Origin of the sequence: Aeromonas simiae (genome assembly GCF_000820125.1) — a bacterium.
GTDB classification, from domain to species: domain Bacteria; phylum Pseudomonadota; class Gammaproteobacteria; order Enterobacterales; family Aeromonadaceae; genus Aeromonas; species Aeromonas simiae.
Map to the genome: position 1 here is coordinate 1 of NZ_CDBY01000013.1, position 24063 is coordinate 24063.

The 24063-nt window shown below is 61.1% G+C and carries 17 protein-coding genes and 3 tRNA genes; 13 read left to right on the forward strand and 7 right to left on the reverse strand.

Going from position 1 to position 24063, the window contains the following annotated elements; genetic code table 11:
• Positions 1 to 43: 43 nt before the first annotated feature.
• The 3 genes from BN1134_RS02260 to BN1134_RS02270 all read left to right on the forward strand — a co-directional run bounded on the left by BN1134_RS02260 (position 44) and on the right by BN1134_RS02270 (position 295).
• Positions 44 to 119: transfer RNA gene (locus BN1134_RS02260), tRNA-Lys, on the forward strand.
• 10 nt (positions 120 to 129) lie between these two features.
• Positions 130 to 205: transfer RNA gene (locus BN1134_RS02265), tRNA-Val, on the forward strand.
• A gap of 14 nt (positions 206 to 219) precedes the next feature.
• A tRNA-Lys gene (locus tag BN1134_RS02270) sits at positions 220 to 295 on the forward strand.
• Positions 296 to 335: 40 nt separating this feature from the next.
• Here BN1134_RS02270 and BN1134_RS02275 read toward each other — a convergent pair.
• A complete protein-coding gene (locus BN1134_RS02275) occupies positions 336 to 2441 on the reverse strand; it encodes a methyl-accepting chemotaxis protein (protein ID WP_042045005.1) in 2106 nt (701 codons plus the stop codon).
• Between the two features lie 133 nt (positions 2442 to 2574).
• Between BN1134_RS02275 and nadA the strand changes: the two genes are divergently transcribed.
• Positions 2575 to 3636: a quinolinate synthase NadA gene (gene nadA, locus BN1134_RS02280; protein WP_042045007.1), complete on the forward strand. Its 1062-nt coding sequence runs from the start codon at positions 2575 to 2577 to the stop codon at positions 3634 to 3636.
• A gap of 45 nt (positions 3637 to 3681) precedes the next feature.
• Here nadA and BN1134_RS02285 read toward each other — a convergent pair whose 3' ends face one another.
• Together BN1134_RS02285 and gap are read right to left on the reverse strand one after the other, a co-directional pair.
• On the reverse strand, positions 3682 to 4545 hold the full coding sequence (locus BN1134_RS02285) for a D-hexose-6-phosphate mutarotase (RefSeq protein ID WP_042045009.1): 864 nt from the start codon (positions 4543 to 4545) through the stop codon (positions 3682 to 3684).
• Positions 4546 to 4618: 73 nt separating this feature from the next.
• A complete protein-coding gene (gene gap, locus BN1134_RS02290) occupies positions 4619 to 5614 on the reverse strand; it encodes a type I glyceraldehyde-3-phosphate dehydrogenase (RefSeq protein WP_042045010.1) in 996 nt (331 codons plus the stop codon).
• Positions 5615 to 5936: 322 nt separating this feature from the next.
• On the opposite strand from gap, the gene malQ reads away from it, so the two are divergent.
• The 4 genes from malQ (at position 5937) to msrB (ending at position 12950) form a co-directional block, all read left to right on the forward strand.
• Positions 5937 to 8126 (forward strand): 4-alpha-glucanotransferase, encoded by a 2190-nt coding sequence (gene malQ / locus BN1134_RS02295; protein WP_042045012.1) that lies wholly within the window; start codon positions 5937 to 5939, stop codon positions 8124 to 8126.
• An 82-nt stretch (positions 8127 to 8208) separates the two neighbouring features.
• On the forward strand, positions 8209 to 10392 hold the full coding sequence (glgB, locus tag BN1134_RS02300; RefSeq protein ID WP_042045013.1) for a 1,4-alpha-glucan branching protein GlgB: 2184 nt from the start codon (positions 8209 to 8211) through the stop codon (positions 10390 to 10392).
• Complete coding sequence (gene glgX, locus BN1134_RS02305) at positions 10392 to 12476, forward strand: glycogen debranching protein GlgX (protein WP_042045014.1); 2085 nt, start codon at positions 10392 to 10394, stop codon at positions 12474 to 12476. The genes glgB and glgX overlap by 1 nt, the downstream gene beginning before the upstream one ends.
• A gap of 81 nt (positions 12477 to 12557) precedes the next feature.
• Positions 12558 to 12950, forward strand: coding sequence for a peptide-methionine (R)-S-oxide reductase MsrB (gene msrB / locus BN1134_RS02310; protein WP_042045015.1), 393 nt, complete (start codon positions 12558 to 12560; stop codon positions 12948 to 12950).
• 45 nt (positions 12951 to 12995) lie between these two features.
• On the opposite strand, the gene BN1134_RS02315 is transcribed toward msrB, so the two are convergent.
• The gene (locus BN1134_RS02315) at positions 12996 to 13787 is read right to left on the reverse strand and encodes a DUF2989 domain-containing protein (protein WP_042045016.1); all 792 of its coding nucleotides are present in this window, start codon (positions 13785 to 13787) and stop codon (positions 12996 to 12998) included.
• Positions 13788 to 13989: 202 nt separating this feature from the next.
• On the opposite strand from BN1134_RS02315, the gene BN1134_RS02320 reads away from it, so the two are divergent.
• Positions 13990 to 15423, forward strand: coding sequence for a glyceraldehyde-3-phosphate dehydrogenase (locus tag BN1134_RS02320; RefSeq protein WP_042045018.1), 1434 nt, complete (start codon positions 13990 to 13992; stop codon positions 15421 to 15423).
• Between the two features lie 15 nt (positions 15424 to 15438).
• Positions 15439 to 15717, forward strand: coding sequence for a YeaC family protein (locus tag BN1134_RS02325; RefSeq protein WP_042045019.1), 279 nt, complete (start codon positions 15439 to 15441; stop codon positions 15715 to 15717).
• 73 nt (positions 15718 to 15790) lie between these two features.
• Here BN1134_RS02325 and ansA read toward each other — a convergent pair whose 3' ends face one another.
• Positions 15791 to 16801, reverse strand: coding sequence for an asparaginase (gene ansA, locus BN1134_RS02330; protein ID WP_042045020.1), 1011 nt, complete (start codon positions 16799 to 16801; stop codon positions 15791 to 15793).
• A 369-nt stretch (positions 16802 to 17170) separates the two neighbouring features.
• Between ansA and gltS the strand changes: the two genes are divergently transcribed.
• Positions 17171 to 18367, forward strand: coding sequence for a sodium/glutamate symporter (gltS, locus tag BN1134_RS02335; protein ID WP_042045021.1), 1197 nt, complete (start codon positions 17171 to 17173; stop codon positions 18365 to 18367).
• 138 nt (positions 18368 to 18505) lie between these two features.
• Here the strand turns inward: gltS and sppA are convergent, their stop codons facing one another.
• On the reverse strand, positions 18506 to 20353 hold the full coding sequence (gene sppA, locus BN1134_RS02340) for a signal peptide peptidase SppA (RefSeq protein WP_042045022.1): 1848 nt from the start codon (positions 20351 to 20353) through the stop codon (positions 18506 to 18508).
• A 183-nt stretch (positions 20354 to 20536) separates the two neighbouring features.
• Here sppA and BN1134_RS02345 point away from each other — a divergent pair, with 183 nt between their 5' ends.
• Entirely contained in the window at positions 20537 to 22552 is a 2016-nt protein-coding gene (locus tag BN1134_RS02345; RefSeq protein WP_042045023.1) for an NADPH-dependent 2,4-dienoyl-CoA reductase, read from the forward strand.
• A gap of 86 nt (positions 22553 to 22638) precedes the next feature.
• A complete protein-coding gene (locus BN1134_RS02350; RefSeq protein WP_042045024.1) occupies positions 22639 to 23187 on the forward strand; it encodes an NAD(P)H nitroreductase in 549 nt (182 codons plus the stop codon).
• 56 nt (positions 23188 to 23243) lie between these two features.
• Here the strand turns inward: BN1134_RS02350 and BN1134_RS02355 are convergent, their stop codons facing one another.
• Positions 23244 to 23720: an Lrp/AsnC family transcriptional regulator gene (locus BN1134_RS02355; RefSeq protein ID WP_042045025.1), complete on the reverse strand. Its 477-nt coding sequence runs from the start codon at positions 23718 to 23720 to the stop codon at positions 23244 to 23246.
• Positions 23721 to 24063: the final 343 nt, after the last annotated feature.

Sequence of the window (24063 nt, forward strand, 5' to 3'; positions counted from 1 at the left end):
AATTACCAGCCAGCCGCAGGCGCGGGGGCAAACAAAGTTTCGTGGGTCGTTAGCTCAGTTGGTAGAGCAGTTGACTCTTAATCAATTGGTCGTAGGTTCGAGCCCTACACGACCCACCACGAAATCCCAGGTCGCTTAGCTCAGCTGGGAGAGCACCTCCCTTACAAGGAGGGGGTCACTGGTTCGAGCCCAGTAGCGACCACCATATTCCAAGCTAACGGGTCGTTAGCTCAGTCGGTAGAGCAGTTGACTTTTAATCAATTGGTCGCAGGTTCGAATCCTGCACGACCCACCATACCCAAGGGCCTGCATCGCTGCAGGCCCTTTCTTTTTTCTCATGTCTTCAGCCGCGATAGCTCATTGGCCAGCTGTGTTGAGCGCTCGACCAACAGCTTGCATCCGAGTTCGTTGTGCTCCGATTGATGGGTCAGTTCGGCGGCGCTGTCACCGATGCGGCTCAGATTGCCGTTGATGGTCTCGCTGACCACGCTCTGCTGCTCGGCCGCGGTGGCCACTTGGCTGATATGGTCATGAATGATCTGGATCTGGCCAACCACTTGCTCCATGGCGGTGACCGCCTGTTCCGTCTCGGCGACTGTGCCCTGGGTCAGGGCGATGCCATCGTCCATCTGCTGGCGGCTGTGCTCGACATCATGATGTAACCCACTAATCAACTGGCCTATCTCATCGGTTGAGGCTCTGGTGCGGCTGGCCAGGGTTCTCACCTCATCGGCCACCACCGCAAACCCGCGCCCCTGTTCGCCGGCCCGGGCGGCCTCGATGGCGGCATTGAGCGCCAGCAGGTTAGTCTGCTCTGCGATCGCGCGGATCACCTCCAGGATCCGGCCAATGTCGCCGCTGCGTCCCGCGACCGTGTCGACCGCCTGGCTGGCCCTGTGGATGGTGTCGACCAACTGGTGGATCTCATGGCGAGCCCGCTGCATGGCATGGCGGGCCGTCCCTACCTGTGTGTTGGCCCGCTCAGATTCCCGGGCCGCGCCTTCCGCATACTCGGCCACATTGGCGGCCGTGGTGCTCATCTGATGTACCGCACTGACCACGTTGTCGAGTTCACCGTGCTGCTCTTGCAGCGCCGAGCGCATCCGGGTGGTGCGCTCTTCAATGGCATGGGCATGAAGCGCGACCTGTTCGCCAATCTGCTTACTGGTTTGCACCATGGTGCGCAATTTGGTGATGAACTCGTTGAGATACTTGCCCAGCGCGATCAGCTCGGCATGGGTGTCGACCTGCAACCGTTGCGTCAGATCCCCCTCACTGCTGGCCAGTTGCGCCATGTGGCGGCGGATTTGGGTGAGGGGGGCCGTGATGGAGCCCACGAATAACCACAGCAGCAGCAGAGCGCCCGCAGTGACCAGCATGATGACCAGCAGCTGGCTCGTCAGTGTCTCCTGCATGCGCTGCTGCAGGGCCTCGCTTATCTGGGTGACTTGCGCCAGCGCGACGGACTTGGGGACGCTGACTATCAGCCACCACGAGTTATCTTCCTGCGGTGTGTGGATGGGCAGTTGCAGCCGGAAGTGCTCTTCGGTATCGCTGCCTGGGCCGGTCGGGAGTGTGAGCCCGACCTCTTGCAAGGGGCGCCCCAGCTTGTTGGCAAAGCGATTGCTGCCGATGATGAGGCCGAGATGGCTAGCGAGGGTCACATCGGCGCGCCCGTCATAGAGGCGCTTACCCAGCTCGTCGGCCAGGCGCTGCAACAGGGGAAGGTTCACGTCTGTCCCTGCCACCCCGACCACCTTGCCGGAGCGCAGCAGCGGGGTGGTCAGGCTGGTCATCAGCATTTGCTTGCCCGGAGCTATCTCAAATGGGTAGGGCTCGCTCACACAGGTTTGATGCCGCTCACGTGGGCAGAGGTACCACTCGCCATTGCGTACCCCAAACTCGTTGCGGGTCGTGTCATATTTGGCGGCGCTGGCGGCGGCATCGATGCCGGGGCGGGTAATCTCTCCTTTTTCATCCCGGGTGAAATAGATCTCCAGTGTGCCCTTGCCGATGACCGAGTGGCTGGCGCCCGCCTGCCACTGGGCATCCTGGCCATCGAAGCCATCAGGCTCGAATTGGGCGTAAAGTGAGCTGACGCCATCGGCGGGGGCAAGGCGATCGCGCAGGAGATCCTCTGTCTGCTCGCGTGTCAGGGGCGCCTGCGATCGCATCATGCTGCCTTCGAGTTGCGCCCGGATACCGAGCGGGATCTGACTGGCCTGTGCCAGGGTGGCCTCAATCTGCTGCACATATCCCTGAGCCTGATGATGCAGGCTCTCCTGCACGCTCTGCTCCATCGCCTGGCGGGTTTGGCCTACGATATCGAGCCGGCTCTGCTCCAGCGAGTGGCGCAGCAGCAGTGTGATGATGAGCCCGCTGAGCAGGAACAGGGCGGTGGTCAGGATCAGTAGTTTGATCTTGAGGGGGTATTGTTTCATGGGGGCATCCTTGCGTCGCTTCCTGGCATGGGAGGAGTATAAGCGAGCATTTCACGTGCCATCTTTTGGTGCTGGGATTACCCGTGCTGGGGGGTATAATGCGGGCCACGCGAAGCATGATGGAACTGCAGCAATGAGCAATATTCCTGCCGCCGTGGAGATGGAGTACCCTTTCCCGGCCAAGCCTGTGCCCCTGAGCGCCGCAGAGCGCGCGCGGTTGACCGCCGAGATCAAGGCACTGCTGAATGAACGTGGCGCTGTTCTGGTGGCCCACTACTATACGGACCCTGAAATTCAGGCTCTGGCCGAAGCGACCGGCGGTTTTGTCGGTGACTCACTCGAGATGGCCCGTTTTGGCAAGGAGCACCCGGCTCAGACTCTGGTGGTCGCCGGTGTCCGTTTCATGGGGGAGACCTCCAAGATCTTAAGTCCTGAAAAGCAGGTGCTGATGCCGACCCTGGAGGCGGAGTGCTCGCTGGATCTCGGTTGCCCCGCGGATACCTTCACCGAGTTCTGTGATGCCCACCCGGATCATGTGGTGGTGGTCTATGCCAATACCTCGGCGGCGGTGAAGGCTCGGGCCGACTGGGTGGTGACCTCCAGCATTGCGCTGGAGATCGTCGAGCACCTCGATAGTCAGGGCCACAAGATCATCTGGGCTCCGGACAGACACCTCGGTGCCTACATCGAGAAGAAGACCGGTGCACAGATGCTGCGCTGGCAGGGGCACTGCATCGTCCACGATGAGTTCAAGTCCAAGGCGCTGCGTGAACTCAAGATACAGAATCCGGATGCGGCCGTGCTGGTGCATCCCGAATCTCCTGCCTCGGTGATTGAGCTGGCCGATGCGGTCGGCTCGACCAGCCAGCTCATCAAAGCGGCGCAGACGCTACCGCACCAGAAGCTGATCGTGGCTACCGATCGCGGCATCTTCTACAAGATGCAGCAGGCGTGTCCTGACAAGGAGATGGTCGAGGCGCCGACCGGTGGCGACGGTGCCACCTGCCGCAGTTGTGCCCACTGCCCCTGGATGGCGATGAATGGTCTGGTGGCGATCAAGTCGGCGCTGACCGAGGGGGCTGAGCACCACGCGATCCAGGTCGATCCGGCCTTGCGCGAGCGTGCCATGGTGCCGCTCAACCGCATGCTCGATTTTGCCGCCGAGCTGCGGCTCAAGACTCAGGGGAATGCCTGAGCCAATAAGCAGAAAGGGCGCTGATGGCGCCCTTTCTCATGGTGGTCAAGCAATGACGGTTGAGAGGCTGTGCTCCTCATCCGGTGCAAGGGTGACACCAGCGTCAGCCGTGATGGCGGCCTCAACACAGAGCATGGTGCGATACCCCTCCGCACTCATATCGGCGATGGCTGCCGCCCCTTGCCAGGGGTTCCAGACCACCACGCTGTCATGGTTGCCTCCCATCACCTCGATCTGGCGCTCAGCGTCGCGGACTTTGACCACGGCATCGGGGGCGGAATAGATCCGATCCATGGCCTGATCCAGATGCAACGGACCTTCCTGACGAGCCGACTGGTTGCTCAGCTTGTCAAAGTAAGGTTCGCCGAGGCCCACCACGCTGACTTGCTCCGGGCTGCCGATATGCAGATAGGTATGCAATGCCCCGTTGTAGGTGAGGGGCAAAGAGCCGGTGTTGCGGGTGGTAAGCACCAGTGAGAGTTCGGCGCCGACCAGGATGTCGAGCTCCAGCTCAAAGGCGTGATCCCACACGGCGCGGCTGGCGTCGTTGTCGCGCAGCGAGAGGTGGATGAGGGTGCCATCGGCGGCATCTGATACCCCGTCGAGCTGCCATGTGACCGTACGGGCGAAGCCGTGCGCGGGCTTGCCGGCACCAACCCGTGCAGGGGCCGGCCCAAACCAGGGCCAACAGAGGGGAATGCCACCGCGGATCGACTTGCTGCCATCCAGCACGGCACATTCGCTCAGCCACAGCAGCGGTGCCTCGCCATGACGGCGATAGGTCAACACATGGGCGCCAAACAGGCTGACTTCACACTCGGCAAAGTCGTTAGAGACCTTGATCAGGGGCAGACCACCCGACGTCTGGGTCAGGATGGCATGCCGGGTCAGGGAACGTTCGGTGGACATGAGATCACCTTTCCTAGTAAAAACAAAGAGGCGGCCAATGGCCGCCTCTCTTTATAGCGCGTTACAGCCCCAATTACTTGGAGATGTGAGCGATCAGGTCGAGAACCTTGCTGGAGTAACCCATTTCGTTATCGTACCAGGAGACAACCTTCACGAAGGTGTCGGTCAGCTGGATACCAGCCTTGGCATCGAATACGGAGGTCTGACGCTCACCCAGGAAGTCGGTGGAAACCACTTCGTCTTCGGTGTAGCCCAGCACGCCCTTCATGGCGCCGGCAGAAGCAGCCTTCATGGCTTCGCAGATTTCTGCGTAGGTAGCCGGCTTCTTCAGGTTAACGGTCAGGTCAACAACGGAAACGTCCGGAGTCGGTACGCGGAAGGCCATGCCGGTCAGCTTGCCCTTCAGTTCCGGGATAACAACGCCAACAGCCTTGGCAGCACCGGTGGAGGACGGGATGATGTTCTGAGCGGCGCCACGGCCACCGCGCCAGTCCTTAGCGGACGGACCATCAACGGTCTTCTGGGTAGCGGTAGTAGCGTGAACGGTGGTCATCAGGCCGGATTCGATACCGAAGGTATCGTTCAGAACCTTGGCGATCGGAGCCAGGCAGTTGGTGGTGCAGGAAGCGTTGGAAACGATGTCCTGGCCAGCGTAGGAGTCCTGGTTAACACCCATAACGAACATCGGGGTGGCGTCCTTGGACGGGCCAGTCAGAACAACCTTCTTGGCACCAGCGGCGATGTGCTTACGAGCGGTGTCGTCGGTCAGGAACAGACCGGTAGCTTCGGCAACAACGTCAACGCCGATGGCATCCCACTTCAGGTTAGCCGGGTCACGTTCAGCGGTAACACGTACGGTCTTACCGTTAACGACCAGGTTACCGTCCTTGACTTCAACGGTGCCATTGAAGCGGCCGTGGGTGGAGTCGTACTTCAGCATGTAAGCCATGTAGTCGACGTCGATCAGGTCGTTGATACCAACAACTTCGATGTCGTTGCGCTCGCAAGCCAGACGGAATACGAAACGACCGATACGGCCGAAACCGTTAATACCTACTTTGATAGTCATATTTGGTTACCCAACTTGTAAGTAGTCAAAGAAAATCCGCTAGTAAATTTACTAGAACTCCCCCTGTAGTCAACCTGGATCGAGCCCGAAATTGCGCTAAGTCATGAAAAAGTGTGAAATTTATTTTCCATTTATGTAACAAAAGCGCACTTCTATCCTGTAACCGATCGACAATACTGCCTACTAGGTCACACAAACAAAACGGGCAGATATGTAAAATAGTGCACAGGTTAAGATGGCGCTCATTGCCCCAAACCAAACCAATAAAAACAACACATATCTACGTTTCATTAGTAAGAATCCACAGCGGGAATTCTCCACTATGACCACCCTGATCGAACAGCTGGCTACTGCTAAGGGTATTGCCAGCGAATATGTTGATGCCTGGGGCAATCCAGCCCTGGTATCGGAAGAGAGTAAAGCCGCCATGCTGGGCGCCATGGGTTATCGCGTCGATGATGAAGCGGCCCTGAGAGCCCAGTTGGAGGAAGAGCACAAACTGCACTGGCTGCGTCCGTTGGATCCGGTCATGGTGCTGCGTACCAACGAGTCACTGACTCTGGAAGTGCGTCTGCCCATCGATCTGGCCAATGAATCGCTGAGCTGGACGCTGCGCTTGGAAGAGGGTGGCGAACAGAGCGGCAGCTTCACCCCGGTCGAAGGGGAGCTGGTCGGTGTTGCCGAGCTCGGCGATCTGGAGTTCCAGGCCTACCGCGTGACTCTGGCGGCGACCCCGAGCATGGGTTACCACCAGCTGGTGTTGTGTGAGCCGGGCGATGCCGAGCCACTCGGTGAGATGCGTCTGATTGTGGCGCCCAAGTCCTGCTACAAGCAGCCTGCCATTGCCAATGGCCGCAAAGTATGGGGCCCGAGTGTTCAGCTTTACTGCCTGCGCAGCCGCCACAACTGGGGGATCGGTGATTTCAGCGATCTGGCCCAACTGGTGGAGAAGGTGGCCGATTGGGGTGCCCATTTTGTTGGCCTCAACCCCATCCACGCCCTCTATCCGGCCAACCCCGAGAGCGCCAGTCCTTATAGCCCCTCTTCCCGTCGCTGGTTGAATCTGGCTTACATCAATGTTGAGGCGGTGCCCGAATTCCAGGCCAATGCCGCCCTCAAGGCCGAGGTTGCTGCGCCGGCGTTCCAGCAGATGCTCAGCGCCCTGCGTGCCAAGGAGTATGTGGATTACACCGGCGTGATGAGCGCCAAGATGATGATGCTGCGCAAGGTCTTTGAGCAGGCCAAGTTCGATGCCAAGCGTCGCGCTGCATTGGATGCGTTTGTGGCTGAAGGGGGCGACAGCCTGCGTCAGCAAGCGGCCTTTGATGCGATTCAGGCCTGCCTCTATGCCGAGGGGCAAAACGCTTGGGGCTGGCCGGTATGGCCAGAGGCACTCAAGGATTACCACACCCCCGAGGTGGAGGCATGGATCGCAGCCCATCAGCAGGATGTGGATTTCTTCCTTTATCTGCAATTCGTGGCTGATGAGCAGCTGGCGGTGGCCGATGCCCGCGCCAAGGCGTCGGGCATGGTGATGGGGCTCTATCGTGACCTCGCGGTCGGGGTTTCCGAAGGTTCTACCGAGATTTGGGCTAACCGCGATCTGTATTGTCCGAAAGCTTCTGTTGGGGCTCCGCCTGATATTCTGGGTCCGCTTGGCCAGAACTGGGGTCTGCCGCCGATGAATCCGGGCAAGCTGTTCGATGCGGCCTACCAGCCGATGGTCGATCTGTTCCGCTCCAACATGCGCTCTTGCGGCGCGCTGCGGATTGACCACGTGATGGCCTTGCTGCGTCTGTGGTGGGTACCGCCTGGAGAGTCCGCTGCCAAGGGAGCCTACATCTATTATCCGGTGAACGACCTGCTGGGCATTCTGGCCCTCGAGTCGCACCGCAACCAGTGCCTCATCATCGGTGAGGATCTGGGGACGGTACCGGAGGGGATCGATGTCACCCTCAAGGAGAACGGCGTTCACTCCTACAAGGTGTTCTTCTTCGAGCGTTCGAAGGACGATGGCGGCTTTATTTCTCCGGCTCACTACGCGGAGCAGGCCATGTCGGCCCTGACCACTCACGATATGCCGACCCTGGCGGGCTTCTGGCACTGTGATGATCTGGCGCTCGGCAAGCAGCTCGGGCTTTATCCGGATGAAGAGGTGCTGGCGCGTCTCTACGCCGATCGCCATGAGGCCAAGCAGCGCATACTGGATAGTTTGCATGCGCACCATGTCGTTTCTGACTCTGTCAGTCGTGACGTCAATTGGGTCGGCATGAACACCGAGCTGAACCACGGCATGCAAATCCATATGTCGCGCGGTAACTGTGCCCTGTTCAGCACCCAGCTGGAAGACTGGCTGGAGATGGACAAGCCGGTCAACGTACCGGGTACCAGCTATGAATACCCGAACTGGCGCCGCAAGCTCTCCCGCGATCTGGAAGAGCTGTTCGCCGACGAGGGGCTCAAGGCTTTGGCGCACGGTATGAGCCGTGCCCGTGATGAGGCTGGGCATTGATCGCCTGGCCTTGCACTCTTTTGCAATCAGCGCCATCCCAGCTCAGGCTGGGATGGCGGCTTCGTCATGAAAGGAAATCTCAATGCTTGTTGAACGTCTGGCCAGTGCCTCGTGTTCCCACCCCTTTTCTGCTCTCGGGCTGATGCCCAATCCGGAGGGACCCGGTCTCAGGCTGACGGTCTGGTTGCCTGACGCGCTCGAGGTTAGGGTTAAAGATCTCAAGTCAGGCAAGTGGGTTGCAACGCTGACCCAGTGCACCACTCCAGGTTTATTTGAAACTGTTTTCACCCGCCGCAAGAATCCCTTCCCCTACCTGCTTCAGGTCCAGTACGGCGATGATGTCGTGACCGAGCTGCTCGACCCCTACCAGTTCCCATCCGCAGCCTTTGCCGGGTTGAGCGAATTGACCCAAAGACCGGAAAACCTCTACCACACCCTGGGTGCCCAGCTGCATCAGGAAGAGGTGGCCGGCCAGCAGGTAGCGGGGGTCCGTTTTGCGGTCTATGCCCCGAGTGCCACCGCGGTGAGCCTCATCGGCGATTTCAACTTCTGGGATGGCCGTCGTCACCCGATGGAGCGCACTCTGTGCGGTCACTGGGTGCTGTTTGTGCCCGGCCTCAAGGCCGGTGATCGTTACAAGTTCGAGATCAAAGATCCGGCCGGCCACTGCCTGCCCCACAAGAGCGATCCGGTGGGCTTTTACAGCGAGCAGTATCCTTCGTTCGCCTCGGTCGTCTATGACCACAGCCAATACCAGTGGCAGGATGCCGACTGGCAACTGAGCCAGCGCAACGATAAGCGCGAGCAGCCGCTCTCCATCTATGAGCTGCATGTCGGCTCATGGCGCCGCCATGCGAACGGTGACAGCCTGAGCTGGCGTGAGCTGGCACTCGAGCTGGTCGATTATGTCCGGGACATGGGATACACCCACATCGAGCTGCTGCCGGTTTCCGAGCACCCCTTCAGCGGCTCCTGGGGTTATCAGCCGACCGGCATGTTTGCCCCGACCAGCCGTTACGGCAGTGCCGATGACTTCAAGTTCTTCGTCGATTGCTGTCACCAGGCTGGCATCGGCGTCATCCTCGACTGGGTGCCCGCCCACTTCCCCTCCGATGCTCACGGTCTGGCCCGTTTTGACGGCACGCCGCTTTATGAGTACGAAGATCCACGCCGTGGCTGGCACCCGGACTGGAACTCCTACATCTATGATTTTGGTCGCGACACGGTGCGCCAATTCCTGGTGGCCAGCGCCCTCTACTGGGTCGACAAGTTCCACATCGATGGCCTGCGGGTCGATGCGGTGGCCTCCATGCTCTATCTCGACTACTCGCGCAACAGTGGCGAGTGGGTGCCGAACGTCGACGGCGGCAACCATAACTACGAGGCGATCAGCCTGCTCAAGTGGGTCAACGAAGAGGTGTACGGCAAGTATCCCCACGCCATGACCATTGCCGAGGAGTCGACCGCCTTCCCCGGTGTCTCCCGTCCCACCTTCCTCGGCGGTCTCGGCTTTGGCTTCAAGTGGAATATGGGGTGGATGCACGACTCCCTGAGCTACATGCAAAAGGAGCCGGTACACCGCCGTTATCACCACAACGAGATGACCTTCTCGATGGTGTATCACTACGACGAGAACTTCATCTTGTCGCTCTCCCACGACGAAGTGGTGCACGGCAAACACTCCCTGCTTTACAAGATGCCGGGGGATGAGTGGCAACAGGCGGCCAACTTGCGCGCCTACATGGGCTACATGTATGCCCATCCGGGCAAGAAGCTCAATTTCATGGGAACCGAGCTGGCCCAGAGCAGTGAGTGGAACCACGACAGCCAGCTGGCATGGCACCTGCTTAACTATCCCAAGCATGCTGGCCAGCAGCGCCTGATCCGCGATCTCAACCACCTCTATACCCGCGAAAGCGCCCTCTATCGGGCTGACTACGAGCAGGGTGGGTTCCGTTGGCTCGATCATCAGGATGCGGACAATGGCATCTTCGCCATGCTGCGCAGCGATCCCCAAAGTGGCAGCCAGGTGGCCGTCGCCGCCAGCTTCACGCCGGTGCCGCGGCTTGGCTATCGGCTCGGCGTCCCCCATGCAGGGCGCTGGAAGGTGGCACTCAACACGGATAGCGAGTTTTACTGGGGCAGCAACTATGACGTGGGGGGCACCCATTTTGAGGCCGAGCCCACTCCCTGGCAGGGAATGGACTATTCTATCGTGCTCAACTTACCGCCGCTGGCGACGCTTTTCATCGTACAGGAGTCCTGATGTTTGTAATGGAAAGCGGGACGGGTACCCGGTTGGGGGCCCATCCCGATAAGAAGGGATGCCATTTCGGTGTCTGGGCGTCCGGCGCCCGCATGGTGGAGCTGTGTCTCTATGATGAGGCAGAGCAGGAGGTGGCCAGGCTCGCGCTGCCCCGTACCCGTGGTCAGCATCACTACGGTTATGTGCCGGGAGTCAAAGCGGGTCAGCGTTACGGCTACCGCATCTATGGTGAGGCGCAGCCGGGGCTGCTGTTTGATCCGCAGAAACTGCTGATTGACCCTTACGCTCAGGCGCTCAGCCGTCCTCTGATCTGGAATGACGAGGCGTATGAGGGTGACAGTGCTGACATGATCCCCAAATGCATCGTGGTGGATGACCGCTTCGATTGGCAGGGGGTGACGAAACCGGATCACAAAGAGTCGGATCTGGTGCTCTATGAAGCCCACGTGCGTGGCATGACCATGCTGCATCCAGAGGTGCCAGAGGCGCAGCGTGGCACCTATCTTGGCATGTGCCACCCACAGGTGATCGAGCATCTGCAACAGCTCGGCATCACCGCCGTGCAACTGCTGCCGGTGGCGGCCAACATGGCCGAGCCGCGGCTGCAGGGGATGGGGCTGACCAACTACTGGGGCTACAACCCCATCGCCTTCTTTGCCCCCGAGCCGCGCTACGCGGTGCAAGAGAGTGTGACCGAGTTCAAGACCATGGTGCGCGAGCTGCACCGGGCCGGTATCGAGGTGATCCTCGACGTGGTCTACAACCACACCGCCGAGGCGGGGGCTGATGGCCCCATGCTCTCGTTCAAGGGGTTCGACAACGCTGGTTATTATGGCTTCGAACAGGGCCCGCATGGCCCCGACTACCAGCGTCACCTCAATGTCACCGGGTGTGGCAACAGCTTCAACTTGGATCACCCCAACACCCTGCGGCTGGTGCTCGATGCCCTGCGCTACTGGGTGACCGAGATGCAGGTCGACGGTTTTCGCTTTGACCTCGCCGTGACGCTGGCGCGCGAGGCCAACGAGTTCGAGCCGATGGGGGCCTTCTTCAAGGCGATGATGGGCGATCCCGTCTTGTCTCAGGTCAGGCTGATTGCCGAGCCGTGGGATGTCGGGCCGTTTGGCTATCGGCTTGGTCAGTTCCCGAGCCAGTGGCACGAGACCAATGACCGTTACCGTGACACGGTGCGCGCCTTCTGGCGGGGGGATTCTGGGCGCATGGGGGAGTTTGCCACCCGTCTGCTCGGCTCGCGGGATCTCTTTCCCAAGGGGTGGCGTTCACCCTTCTCGAGCGTGAATTACCTCTGCTACCACGATGGTTTCACCCTGGAGGATCTGGTCTCTTACAACCAGCGCCATAACCAGGCCAACGGGGAGGAGAACCGCGATGGCCACAGCCACAACCTGTCGAATAACCACGGCGTCGAGGGGCCGACCCTAGATCCGCGGGTCAGCAGCCTGCGCCAGCAGCAAAAGCGCAACCTGATCGCGACGCTGCTGCTCTCTCAAGGGGTGCCTCACTTCCTCGGTGGGGATGAGATGGGGCGTAGCCAATTGGGTAACAACAACGCCTATTGCCAGGATAACCACATCAGTTGGCTCAACTGGCAGCTTGCCCCTGACGACGAGAAGCTGTTGACCTTCACCCGCCAGATGATGAAGTTGCGCGCCGAATCCCAGGTCTTTAGCAACCTGCGCCTGCGTGGCGAGAGCTGGTTCGGCGAGCCGGCCGATCCCCATCAGGTTGCCTGGTATCACCCGGATGGACACATCCTCAGCGAGTCGGATTGGGCGGCACCGATGGCGCAGGCGTTTGCGCTGGACGTCGGTTGGCATGAGGGGGAGGGAGAGCGCTGGCTGCTGCTGTTCAATGCCAGTGACTATGACATCCAGTTCCGCCTGCCGTCGCCGGGCATCGGTATGGAGTGGATCCAGGTGATCGACACCGCCACCAACGATGGCCTGCCGTTCCTGCCTGACGACATCAAGCGTCAGGTGGCGGTGGGGCGGGCCCATGCCCTCAAGCTGTTGAGCCGGCGGCGTGAGAGTGGTGCCCCCTTGGTGCCGGCCGTGCTGGAATAACCCCGCCGACTGTGGGTGGTAACAACCCGCTCAGCAGGGGTATGCTGGGCGGGAATCCCTACCACGACAACAAGCACATCCATGAACAAGAACGATCCTGCCCAATGGCGTGAACACCTGACCCCGGAGCAGTTCCATGTCTGCTGGGAGAAGGGAACCGAACGCCCCTATACCGGGGCCCTGTTACACAACCGCAAGGCCGGCCAGTATCTGTGTACCTGCTGCAAGGCGGTGCTCTTCGATGCCAGTAGCAAGTTCGATTCGGGCTGTGGCTGGCCTTCGTTCGATGCGGCCATCCCCGGTACGGTTGATTACACCCGTGACACCAGCCATGGCATGGAGCGGGTCGAGATCACCTGTCATGCCTGTGGCTCACATCTGGGCCACGTCTTTCCCGACGGGCCAACCGATACTGGCCAACGTTATTGTGTCAACAGCCTCAGCCTCGACTTTCGCGGTGAAGATCCGGCTTGAGCGTGCGCATGTGCGGAATGAAAAAGGGGCCTTGGCCCCTTTTTGTTACTCAGGTCGGTAGTGGCCCGCCTTGAGTGCGGCTGCAATCTCCTGCGCCTGTTCATCTAGCCTCTCCTGCTGCGCTTGGCTCAGCGCTGCGTAACGGTTGAGGCGACCGGCATCAAGCTGCGGGCCGTGAAACGCCTCGCTGACTCTCGCCCACAGATAGGCCTGCTTATAGTCGCGCTGCCCCATATAAAGGGTGCTAAGAGAGGCGAACAATTGCACATTGACGGGGTCGTCGGGCTGGTAGAGGGAGAGCGCATGTTGGAGTAAACCGATGGCTTTAGGCGGGTCAACTCTGGCATAGATACCGGCCAGTGCCGCCTGCAATTCGGGGTGTTCGAGTTGGGGTGAGCCCTCGTGGGCGAGGAAGCGGGAGCGCGCCTCTTCATCACCGTTATTGGTCCAGTGCCACAGTTGTAGCCAAGGGTTATTGGAGCCGCGAGTCTGAGCGTCAAGTTGCTCGAGTTCGGCGCCGGCGGCCAGCATGCCCTCCACCCTGGCGCTCTTTTTCTCTTTGGCCACCTTGTACTCGATACGGGTGGCGTGCTCGATACAGCGCAGGTATCCCTCCAATTCGTGCATCAGCTGATATTGCTCCCATTCTCCCTTTTTCTGTTGCAACGCGTAGCGGGCGCGGATCACTGTGCTGCGCTCTTGGCGGCACCAACCATCATCGACCAGATCCTGACATAGGGTCGGGTGGCTGGTGCAGATGTTATGTAGGCGATCACCGTCACCGCAGGCCAGTAGCAGGATGAGGGGAGAGAGCAGTAGAGCGGGTCGTAACGACATGAAACATCCTGTTATGTGATGAGCGGTTGGGTAAGGCATTTGTTGGAAAATGTTTTCAGTTTGGTTACAATGCGCGCGCCGCATCGGACTCTCAGCCGTGAACTTACAACGAGTATAAATCGCGTGCAGTGATCCCCGTCCGATGAGAAGTAAAAATACATAAATACAAACGGTTACGTGAAATAAAAGGATCTGCCTACCCATGACCCACGAGCATCACCTGCTGGCGTGGCAGGAGAGCCAGGAGCTCGCCGAAGCCATGCAGCCTTTGATTGGCCGTCTCTACCGCCAACAGGGCATCGAGATCACCGTCTACGGACGCTCCCTGCAAAACGCCTCCACCATCGACATCCTCAAGGCCCACCGGGTCGTCCGCCGCCACGAAGGCTCCCCCCTCTCGCTCCAACACAGCTTCCCCCTGCTCAATGCCATCTTTGCCCTCGCGCCGCGTAGCGCCGAGATCGATCTTGGCAAGCTGGCGGTGGCCTACTGGCGTGAGCATCAGGACGCCAGCGGCATCGACGATTTCCTGCGCCGCGAGCTGGCGCCGGCCTTAAGCGGTGCCCCGCTGCCGGCGCCGACCGACGTGGTGCTGTACGGCTTTGGCCGCATCGGTCGCCTGCTGGCTCGTCTGCTGCTAGAGCGCACTGGCGCTGCCAACCCGCTGCGCCTGCGCGCCATCGTGGTGCGTGGAGGGCGCGAGGGCGATCTTGAAAAGCGGGCCAGCTTGCTGCGCCGCGACTCGGTACATGGCCCGTTCAACGGCTCTATCGAGGTGGATGAGGCGCGCAGCGCCATCATCGCCAACGGCACCCTGATCCAGGTGATCTATGCCAACAGCCCGGCCGACATCGACTACACCGCCTACGGCATCCACGACGCCCTGATCGTCGACAACACCGGTGCCTGGCGTGACGAGGCCGGACTTGGCGAGCATCTCAAGGCGCGCGGCGCGGCCAAGGTGCTGCTGACCGCCCCCGGCAAGGGGGAGATGAAAAACGTGGTGTTCGGGGTCAACCACGAGGTGATCACGGCAGACGATCGCATCATCTCGGCCGCCTCTTGTACCACCAACGCCATCACCCCGGTGCTGAAGGTGATGCAGGAGCATTTCGGCATCCGCCACGGCCATGTGGAGACGGTGCACTCCTACACCAATGACCAGAACCTCATCGACAACTACCACAAGGGCGAGCGGCGCGGCCGCAGTGCGCCGCTCAACATGGTGCTGACCAGCACGGGCGCCGCCAAGGCGGTGGCCAAGGCGCTGCCCGAACTCAAGGGCAAGTTGACCGGCAACGCCATCCGGGTGCCGACCCCCAATGTCTCCATGGCCATTATCAACTTGAGTCTGGAGCAGCAGGTCGACAGGGAGCGGCTCAATGCCACCTTGCAGCAGGCGGCCCTCAGCTCGCCGCTGCATCGCCAGATCGACTTCAGCGCCAGCACCGAGCTGGTCTCCTCCGACATGGTGGGGTCGCGTTTTGCCGGCATTGTCGACTCCCAGGCGACCATCGCCGAGGGGGATCACTGTGTGCTCTACGTCTGGTACGACAATGAGTTCGGTTACAGTTGCCAGGTGGTGCGAGTCATGGAGAAAATGGCGGGCATTAGCCGGCTGGATCTGCCGGCCTGAAACAAGGAGAAGTTCATGTCATTCCAGCAGGTGATTGCCGAGATGCCGCAAGAGGTTTACGAGCGGCTGCGCACGGCGGTGGAGCTTGGCAAGTGGCCCGACGGACGGGCCCTGACCGAGGAGCAGAAGGCCACGTCCTTGCAGGCGGTGATGGCCTGGCAGGCGCAGCACCTGACCGATCCGGAGCACATGAACATCGGTGCCGACGGCAACATCGTCATGAAGAGTAAGAGCGAGCTAAAACGGCAGTTTCGCGACGATGCGGGCGAGATAGGCCGCTTCGACGATCTGTGAGCACGCCCTCACGTCACATGCGAGCACGCACTAAAAAGGGGAGCCATTGGCTCCCCTTTCTCATGCCTGCCGCTCAGGGGCAGGTCAGCTCGCCTCGCAGCGAACGCTGCATCAGTTCGCGGATCTGCTCGGCCGGCAAGTCCTGGCTCAGCAGGAAGTGCAGCTTGGTGAGCGCCGCCTCCGTGGTCATGTCAAAGCCCGAGATGACCCCGGCGCGTGAGAGGGCGTTGCCGGTGGCGTAGCCCCCCATGTTGACCATGCCGTGCAGGCACTGGCTCAGGTTGACGATGATCACGCCGCGGCGCGATGCCTCGGAGAGCAGCGTCAGCATCTGCGGATTTTGCGGCGCGTTGCCGACCCCGAACGAGAGCAGGATCAGCGCCCGCACCGGCTGGCGCAAAATGTTGTCGATCACCTCGGGCGAGATGCCGGGATAGAGGGTCACCACGCCGATCGGCTGGGGGGTGATGTCGTGCAGACGCAGCGGTTTGCTGGCCGGCTCGCCCAGCTCACCGGCTTCCAGCTGGATGTGGATCCCGGCATTGAGCAGCGGCGGGTAGTTGGGGGAGTCGAAGGCGTGGAAGCCGTCGGCATGCACCTTCTTGCTGCGGTTGCCGCGAAACAGCTGGTTGTTGAAAAACAGGGTGACCTCGTGGATCGGGTAGTTGGCCGCGATGTAGAGGGCGTTGAGCAGGTTCTGCTGGCCGTCGGAGCGCAGCTCGGCCAGCGGGATCTGGGAGCCGGTGATGATGACGGGCTTGCCGAGATCCTCAAACATGAAGGAGAGGGCGGAGGCAGTAAACGACATGGTGTCGGTGCCGTGCAGGATCACGAAGCCATCGTACTGGTCGTAATGGTCGCGGATATCCTCGGCGATGCGCTGCCAGTCATCTGGCGTCATGTCGGAGGAGTCGATCAGCGGGCTGTATTCATGGATGTGGTAGTCAGGCATCTCCGGCCGATGGAACTCGGGCATGCGAGCCAGACAATCTTCCATGAAGCCGGCGACCGGCACATAGCCGTGGTCGGAGCGCTGCATACCGATGGTACCGCCTGTGTAGGCGATGTAGATGGACTTCTTCACGACCTGTCCTCATGTGGGCTGGAAACGCACGGATTATAGAGATTGTGCCATCAAAAGACAGGCCGGATCAGAGGCGCTGTGAGGCCATCCCCTCTTTTATACCATGGAAATAAAATGGCGTATTTTCATTGGTTATTGAACTCTAACACTGGAAAGGTGGATTTGAGTGGTGTTTTTTGCTATTTTATCGCCACTTTATGTAAAACCCCCTCTTCGGTTCCACATATTGGAACCGCCCTGCGCTCCTAAGGACAGGAGCGGTCCGCGTTGCGGACTATCCTGAAATCCCAGCCTGTGCTGGCGTTTTCATCCCGGCCACTCCAGTTTGTTTCCCTACGGGGAGGACGGCCGCTGAACATGGGAGAACTTATGATCAAATTTGATGCCTATGCCACACTGGTGGCGGCGACGATGGTGCTGTTGTTTGGCCGTTTCCTGGTCAATCGTATCTATTTCCTGCGTACCTTTAACATCCCCAAGCCGGTTGCCGGCGGTCTGGTCATTGCGCTGCTGCTGCTGCTGCGCACCTTCGCCTCGATCGAGGTGCAGTTTGATACCCGTCTGCAGACCTCTCTGATGCTCTGTTTCTTCGCTTCCATCGGTCTCTCGGCCGATCTGGGCAGCCTCAAGCGGGGAGGCAAAGCCGTGGCCATCTTCCTGGCCGTGGTGGCGGGATTGCTGGTGGTGCAGAACACGCTCGGGGTCGGACTGGCCACCCTGCTCGGTCTCGATCCCCACATGGGGCTGCTGGCCGGCTCCATTACTCTCTCCGGCGGTCACGGTACTGGCGCCGCGTGGGGGGCCATCTTCACCGAAAAGTACGGGGTGCAATCGGCCTCCGAACTGGCGATCGCCTGCGCCACCTTCGGCCTGGTGCTGGGTGGGCTCATCGGTGGGCCGGTGGCTCGTTATCTGGTCAAGCAGGTGCAGGTGCCGGGCGAGGAGCATAATCGCGACGATGATCCCAAAGGCTTTGAGATGCCGGATCTGGAGCGCCAGATCACCACGTTCAGCGTGATTGAAACCCTGGCCCTGCTGGCCATCAGCCTCAAGGTGGGGGAGCTGCTCGCTTTCCTGCTCAAGGGGAGCTGGCTGGAGCTGCCAGGATTTGTGTGTGTGCTTTTTGTCGGTGTGCTGCTGCGCAACCTGTTGACCCACCTCAACTGGCATGAGGTGAGCGATCGCGAGGTCTCTTTGCTTGGCAACGTCAGCCTGTCACTGTTCCTCGCCATGGCGCTGATGAGCCTGCGCCTGTGGGATCTGGCGAGCCTGGCCCTGCCCATCTTCGTGCTGCTGGCCGCCCAGACCATCGGCATGGCGCTGTACGCCATCTTCATCACCTTCCGGGTGATGGGGCGCAACTATGATGCTGCCGTGCTGGCGGCCGGTCACTGCGGCTTCGGCCTCGGTGCCACCCCGACCGCAATTGCCAACATGCAGGCAGTGACCATGCGTTTTGGTCCTTCCCATCTGGCCTTTCTGGTGGTGCCCATGGTGGGGGCCTTCTTCATCGACATCATCAACGCCATGGTGATCAAGCTGTTCCTGGCGCTCCCCTTCCTGTGACGTCGCTATATCGGTGAGAGGGGCGCTATTGGCCCCTCCCGCCTGTTTCGGTTAACACCTACCGTGGCTCCTTAGGGAGCCTTTTTTGTGCCCGTCTCCCAGATAAAACTATCCCCGCCGAAGCGGGGATAGGGTGAGTTACATGACGCAGACCGGGCACCAGGCATAGGTGCCTTGCGGGTCGTTGAAACGAGTCAGGGGCTCTGCCGCCTTGCTGGCCGCCTTGAGCGGAGTGAGCAGGCTCTCGGGCAGCACACCGCTCAGGCTGGGGGCTAGGGCGCGGGCTCCGCTGTCGAGCAGCTGACGCAGGAATTTCTCCTTGGCCGACTCCTCGGGTTCGAGCAGGGTTACCTGATACTCCTTCAGGTTGGCCAGCTCGGCGGCCGCCTGGATGGCATCCTCCTGATCGCCAAACTCGTCGACCAGCCCCAGTGCCTTGGCGTCGGCGCCGGTCCAGACTCGTCCTTCGGCGGCCTGCTCGGCCTCTTGCGCTGTCATGCCGCGGCCATGGGCCACCAGATCCACGAAGCGGCGATAGGTGTTCTCGACATTGAGCTGGATGGCCTGGGCCATGTGATCCGGCAGGGCGCGTGCCGGGCTCAGGCCGACAAAGTCGGTGGTGCCGAGGCCATCGCTGCTGATGCCGAACTGGGCCAGCGCCTTCTCGGCGGTGGCGAACAGGCCAAACACCCCGATGGAGCCGGTCAGGGTAGAGGGAGAGGCGAAGATCTTGTCAGCGTCGGCCGAGATCCAGTAGCCGCCCGAGGCGGCGTAGCTGCCCATGGAGACCACTACCGGCTTGCCGGCCTGCTTGAGGGCCAGCAGTTCGGCGCGGATCTGCTCGGCCGCAAAGGCGCTGCCCCCTGGGCTGTCGACCCGCAGCACCACTGCCTTGACGGCGTCGTCGCGGCGGGCATCGGCCAGCAGCTCGGAGAGGGTGTCTCCCCCTATGCTGCCGGCAGGTTGCTGGCCATCGAGGATCGGGCCGCTGGCGATGATGAGCCCCACCTCATCCTTGCCGCTCTGCTCATAGCGTGGGCCGATGGCCGCCAGATACTCTTTCAGGCCGACCCCTTTCCAACTGTCGGGCTCTTCCCCTTCGCCGACCTCTTTGACGATGGTCTGGGTCATCTCGTCACGGGTGGCGAGCTGATCGACCAGCCCCTGCTCCTCGGCATAGAGGGCGGCGTTACCGCCTGCCTTGCGCAGCCGCGCTAGCATCTGATCCTTGCTCGGGGAAACCGCATCCGGGGCCACCTTGCGCTGCGCCGCCACATCTTTCACGTAGCCGTCCCACAGCTGGCTGAGCCAGCGCTGATTGGCTTCACGGCTCTCGGGCGACATGTCATCGCGGGTGTAAGGCTCGACGAAGGATTTGTAGGTGCCCACCTTGAAGACGTGCGGGGTGATGTTGAACTTCTCCAGCGCCGACTTGAAATAGAGCTGGTAGACGCCGAGCCCTTCGAGCAGCACGGCGCCGCTCTGGTTGAGCATCACGTGGCTGGCATGGGACGCCAGCAGATACTGGCCCTGGGTGTAGAAGTCCGCCATGGCGTAGACCGGTTTGCCACTCTCCTTGAAGCGGTCGATGGCGCTGGCCACCTCTTGCAGTTTGGAGAGGCTGGCTTGCTGCAAGTTCTGGGTCTTGAGTACCAGCGCCTTGATGCGGTCATCCCCCTTGGCCTGCTCGATGGCCCACAGCAGATCCGCAAGTACGATTTCGCTGGGCAGATCCTCACCTGAGCCGAGCTGGCGCATCAGCTGGCTGGAGGCATCCGGCAGGCTGCGCTGCTCGACCAGCTCACCGGACAGATCCAGAGTCAGGGCCCCCTCAATCGGCGGCAGCGGTTTCTCGCGGCTGCCAAAGGCCAGTACCAGCACCAGTACCAGAGCGAGGAAGATGAGGTTGAGAAACAGGTGGCGGGTGAAGTTGAGCAGGCGCCACAGTCCGCGTAGTAGCCAGCCCAGTCCTTTGAAAATCGACATGTGAGGGTATCGCCCTGTGATGAGTGGAGAGAGGGCCATTATTGACCAGGGGGGCGCGGGTCACAACCTTCACTCGGTGGACGATTGTGCGCCGAAAAAATGTCCAAACATTTGTTTGAAAAAGCAAATTTGATTCTTTACTCTAGCTGCAACTTAATAACATTTTGTTAACTGGAGGCCACCGTGAGCCGCTATCCTGCACTCCTCTCTCCCCTCGATCTCGGTTTCACCCAACTGCGCAACCGGGTACTGATGGGCTCCATGCATACCGGTCTGGAAGAGGAGAAGGGGGGCTTTGACAAGCTGGCGGCCTTCTATGCCGAGCGGGCCCGTGGTGGGGTGGGGCTGATCGTCACCGGCGGCATTGCTCCCAACCTGCGCGGTCGGCTGGTACCCCATGGCTCGCAGCTCAGTTTTGTGTGGCAGGTGGCCAAGCACCGTAAGGTCACCGAGGCGGTGCACGCCGAAGGGGGCAAGATAGCGTTGCAGATCCTGCATGCGGGGCGCTATGCCTATCACCCCTTCAGTCAGGCCCCTTCCGCCATCAAGGCGCCTATCTCCCCGTTCAAGCCGCGCGCCATGAGCGATCGCCAGGTGCGCGCCACCATCGGCGACTTTGCCCGCAGCGCCGAGCTGGCCCAGCGCGCCGGTTATGACGGGGTGGAGGTGATGGGCTCGGAAGGCTATCTCATCAATCAGTTCATCTGCGAGCGTACCAACCAGCGCCGCGATCAGTGGGGGGGAAGCCTGGAGAACCGGCTGCGCTTCCCGCTTGAGATAGTGCGGGCTATCCGGGCGCGGGTGGGGCCCCATTTCATCATCATCTTCCGCCTCTCCATGCTGGATCTGGTGGAGCAGGGCTCCTCGCTGCCCGAGGTGATTGAACTCGGCCGGGGGCTGGAGGCGGCCGGGGTGACCCTCATCAACACCGGCATCGGCTGGCACGAGGCGCGCATCCCCACCATCGCCACCAGCGTGCCGCGTGCCGCCTTTACCTGGGTCACCGCCGAGCTGAAAAAGCACCTCAAGGTGCCGCTCATCACCACCAACCGCATCAACACTCCCGAGGTGGCCGAGGCGATCCTGAGCCAGGGGGAGGCGGACATGGTCTCGATGGCGCGCCCCTTCCTCGCCGATCCCGAGTTTGTCATCAAGGCGGCTGAGGGGCGTGGCGATGAGATCAACACCTGCATCGCCTGCAACCAGGCCTGCCTCGATCACATCTTCAAGCAAAAGCGCGCCTCTTGCCTGGTTAACCCGCGCGCCTGCTTCGAGACCGAGCTCATTTTCGGCCGGGTGCCCCAGCCCAAGAAGCTGGCGGTGGTCGGTGCCGGGCCGGCCGGGCTGGCCTTTGCCTGTTATGCCGCCGAGCGTGGCCACAGGGTGAGCCTGTTCGATCAGGCCAGCGAGATCGGCGGTCAGTTCAACTTTGCCAAGCAGATCCCGGGCAAGGAGGAGTTTCACGAGACCCTGCGTTATTTTGCCAAGCGGCTGGAGAAGTGCGGGGTTGAGCTCTATCTCGGCCAGCGCCAGAGCGCCGAGAGTCTGCTTGGCGGCGGCTTTGACGAGGTGGTGCTGGCCACCGGCATCCGGCCGCGGACCCCGGCGATTCCCGGTATCGATCACCCCAAGGTGCTGAGCTATCTCGATGTGCTGCGCGAGCACCAGCCGGTTGGTCAGAAGGTCGCGGTGATCGGGGCCGGCGGTATCGGCTTCGATGTGGCCGAATATCTGGTGGAACGCGGTGGCGAGCGCAGCAAGGGGGAGTGGCTCAAGGAGTGGGGGATCGATGCACGGCTCGAGCAGCGCGGTGGCTTGACCCGCCCCGAGCTGTCGCCACCCGAGCGTCAGGTGTGGCTGCTGCAACGAAAAGAGAGCAAGGTCGGCGACGGCCTTGGCAAGACCACCGGCTGGATCCACCGCGCCACCCTCAAGCACCGGCGAGTCGAGATGTTGGCCGGAGTGCGTTACCTGCATATTGACGATGCCGGGCTGCACATCGAGGTGGGGGGCAAGACCCAGTGCCTGCCGGTGGACAACGTCATCATCTGCGCGGGTCAAGAGCCCCTGCGTGAACTCGATGCCGATCTGCGGGCGGCCGGGATGCCGGTGCATATCATCGGCGGGGCGGATGTCGCAGCCGAACTCGATGCCAAGCGGGCCATCCGCCAGGGGGCAGAGCTGGCGGCTGTGATCTGAGTGGAAAGGTGTTGTGGCTGGGCTTTTCTTCAGTCTGGCCTGTGCTATCGTGTGGGCCTTAACCTGCTGTCTACAAAGGTAACGAGATGGATGCACTGGAACTGCTGCTCAACCGTCACTCCTGCTCCCGTCTGAGCGAGCCGGCACCGGCTGGTGAGGCTCTCGACAACATCCTCAAGGCGGGGCTGCGAGCCCCGGATCACGGCACCCTGACGCCGTGGCAATTCATCCTCATCGAAGGCAAGGGGCGCGAGCGTTTCGGCGAGTTGCTGGCCGCTGCTGCCGCCGAGCGCGGTGAGCCGGAAGAGGCGATCGAGCGTTGCCTTGATGCGCCGCTGCGCGCGCCGCTCATCATCGCGGTGGCGACCCGTTTCCAGGATCACCCCAAGGTGCCGCGTCTGGAGCAGGAGCTCTCTGCCGGCTGCGCCGTGATGGCGATGCAGATGGCCGCCCAGGCACAGGGCTTCAACGGCATCTGGCGCTCCGGCTGGTTCATTTTTGATGACATAGTGGGGCGCGGGCTGGGGCTCGGTGATGAGGATCAGCTGGTGGGCTTTCTCTACCTTGGCACCCCCATGACCGAGGCGCGCAAGCTGCGCGCCCTCGATCCGGCCGAGTTTGTGCGCCGCTTCTGAGGCGGGCAAAAATGACAAAAAGGGAGGCTTGAGCCTCCCTTTTTCATGCCTCGCGCTCAGCCGAGGTGGGTGAGGGGCAGCGCCGTCTTGTGCTTGATGCGGCGCAACACGAAGCTCGAGCGCACCCCGGTGACACCGGGGATGTGGGTCAGCTTGTCGAGCAGGAAGTGCTGGTAGTGCTCCATATCCTGCACCACCACCTTGAGCTGGTAGTCGGCGTCGTTACCAGTGATGAGATCGCATTCGAGCACCTCAGGCAGTTCACTGATGGCCTGGTCGAAGTTGGCGAAGCGCTCCGGGGTGTGCCTGTCCATCGAGATGTGGATGTAGGCGGTGAGGGTCAGGCCGAGGGCGCGGGCGTTGAGCAAGGTGACGTGGGTATCGATGAGGCCGGCATCCTCCAGCGCCTTGACCCGGCGTGAGCAGGGGGAGGGGGAGAGGCCCACCATCTCGGCCAGCTCCAGGTTGCTGATGCGGCCATGTTCTTGCATCAGTTCGAGAATGTGGCGGTCGATGCGATCCAGTTTCAGCATGTTTTCACCGTGACGTGCAATGATTATCTTCGATTGGACAGGTTAAGGGTTAATGATTGCTAAAACAACCGATATTGTCTGCAACAACGCAACCACTCACCGCGGTGATGGCGGTACTCTGTATTTAACTTCTGGTGGTCAAGGGTGTACTTATCCAGGCACCCCGGCAAAGGTTCCAACCAGGAACCGGCGCACCACAGTGGCTATCTTGCCCAACCGGGATGGTAGCGACTGGTCAGGGAGCACCATCTCGCAGAGTAGTGACAAGGCAGACATCCCGGCGTCTGCCTTGTTGCTTTCTGGTCAAGGATTGTCCTGCTGTGGTCGGATGTTATGATGGGGG

Coding starts and splice junctions, on each gene's coding strand:
- glgX (WP_042045014.1), top strand. CDS start 10,392: ATGTTTGTAATGGAAAGCGGGACGGGTACCCGGTTGGGGGCCCATCCC.
- nadA (WP_042045007.1), top strand. CDS start 2,575: ATGAGCAATATTCCTGCCGCCGTGGAGATGGAGTACCCTTTCCCGGCC.
- malQ (WP_042045012.1), top strand. CDS start 5,937: ATGACCACCCTGATCGAACAGCTGGCTACTGCTAAGGGTATTGCCAGC.
- glgB (WP_042045013.1), top strand. CDS start 8,209: ATGCTTGTTGAACGTCTGGCCAGTGCCTCGTGTTCCCACCCCTTTTCT.
- BN1134_RS02355 (WP_042045025.1), bottom strand. CDS start 23,720: ATGCTGAAACTGGATCGCATCGACCGCCACATTCTCGAACTGATGCAA.
- gltS (WP_042045021.1), top strand. CDS start 17,171: ATGATCAAATTTGATGCCTATGCCACACTGGTGGCGGCGACGATGGTG.
- BN1134_RS02285 (WP_042045009.1), bottom strand. CDS start 4,545: ATGTCCACCGAACGTTCCCTGACCCGGCATGCCATCCTGACCCAGACG.
- gap (WP_042045010.1), bottom strand. CDS start 5,614: ATGACTATCAAAGTAGGTATTAACGGTTTCGGCCGTATCGGTCGTTTC.
- BN1134_RS02275 (WP_042045005.1), bottom strand. CDS start 2,441: ATGAAACAATACCCCCTCAAGATCAAACTACTGATCCTGACCACCGCC.
- BN1134_RS02320 (WP_042045018.1), top strand. CDS start 13,990: ATGACCCACGAGCATCACCTGCTGGCGTGGCAGGAGAGCCAGGAGCTC.
- BN1134_RS02315 (WP_042045016.1), bottom strand. CDS start 13,787: ATGTCGTTACGACCCGCTCTACTGCTCTCTCCCCTCATCCTGCTACTG.
- msrB (WP_042045015.1), top strand. CDS start 12,558: ATGAACAAGAACGATCCTGCCCAATGGCGTGAACACCTGACCCCGGAG.
- sppA (WP_042045022.1), bottom strand. CDS start 20,353: ATGTCGATTTTCAAAGGACTGGGCTGGCTACTACGCGGACTGTGGCGC.
- BN1134_RS02325 (WP_042045019.1), top strand. CDS start 15,439: ATGTCATTCCAGCAGGTGATTGCCGAGATGCCGCAAGAGGTTTACGAG.
- BN1134_RS02350 (WP_042045024.1), top strand. CDS start 22,639: ATGGATGCACTGGAACTGCTGCTCAACCGTCACTCCTGCTCCCGTCTG.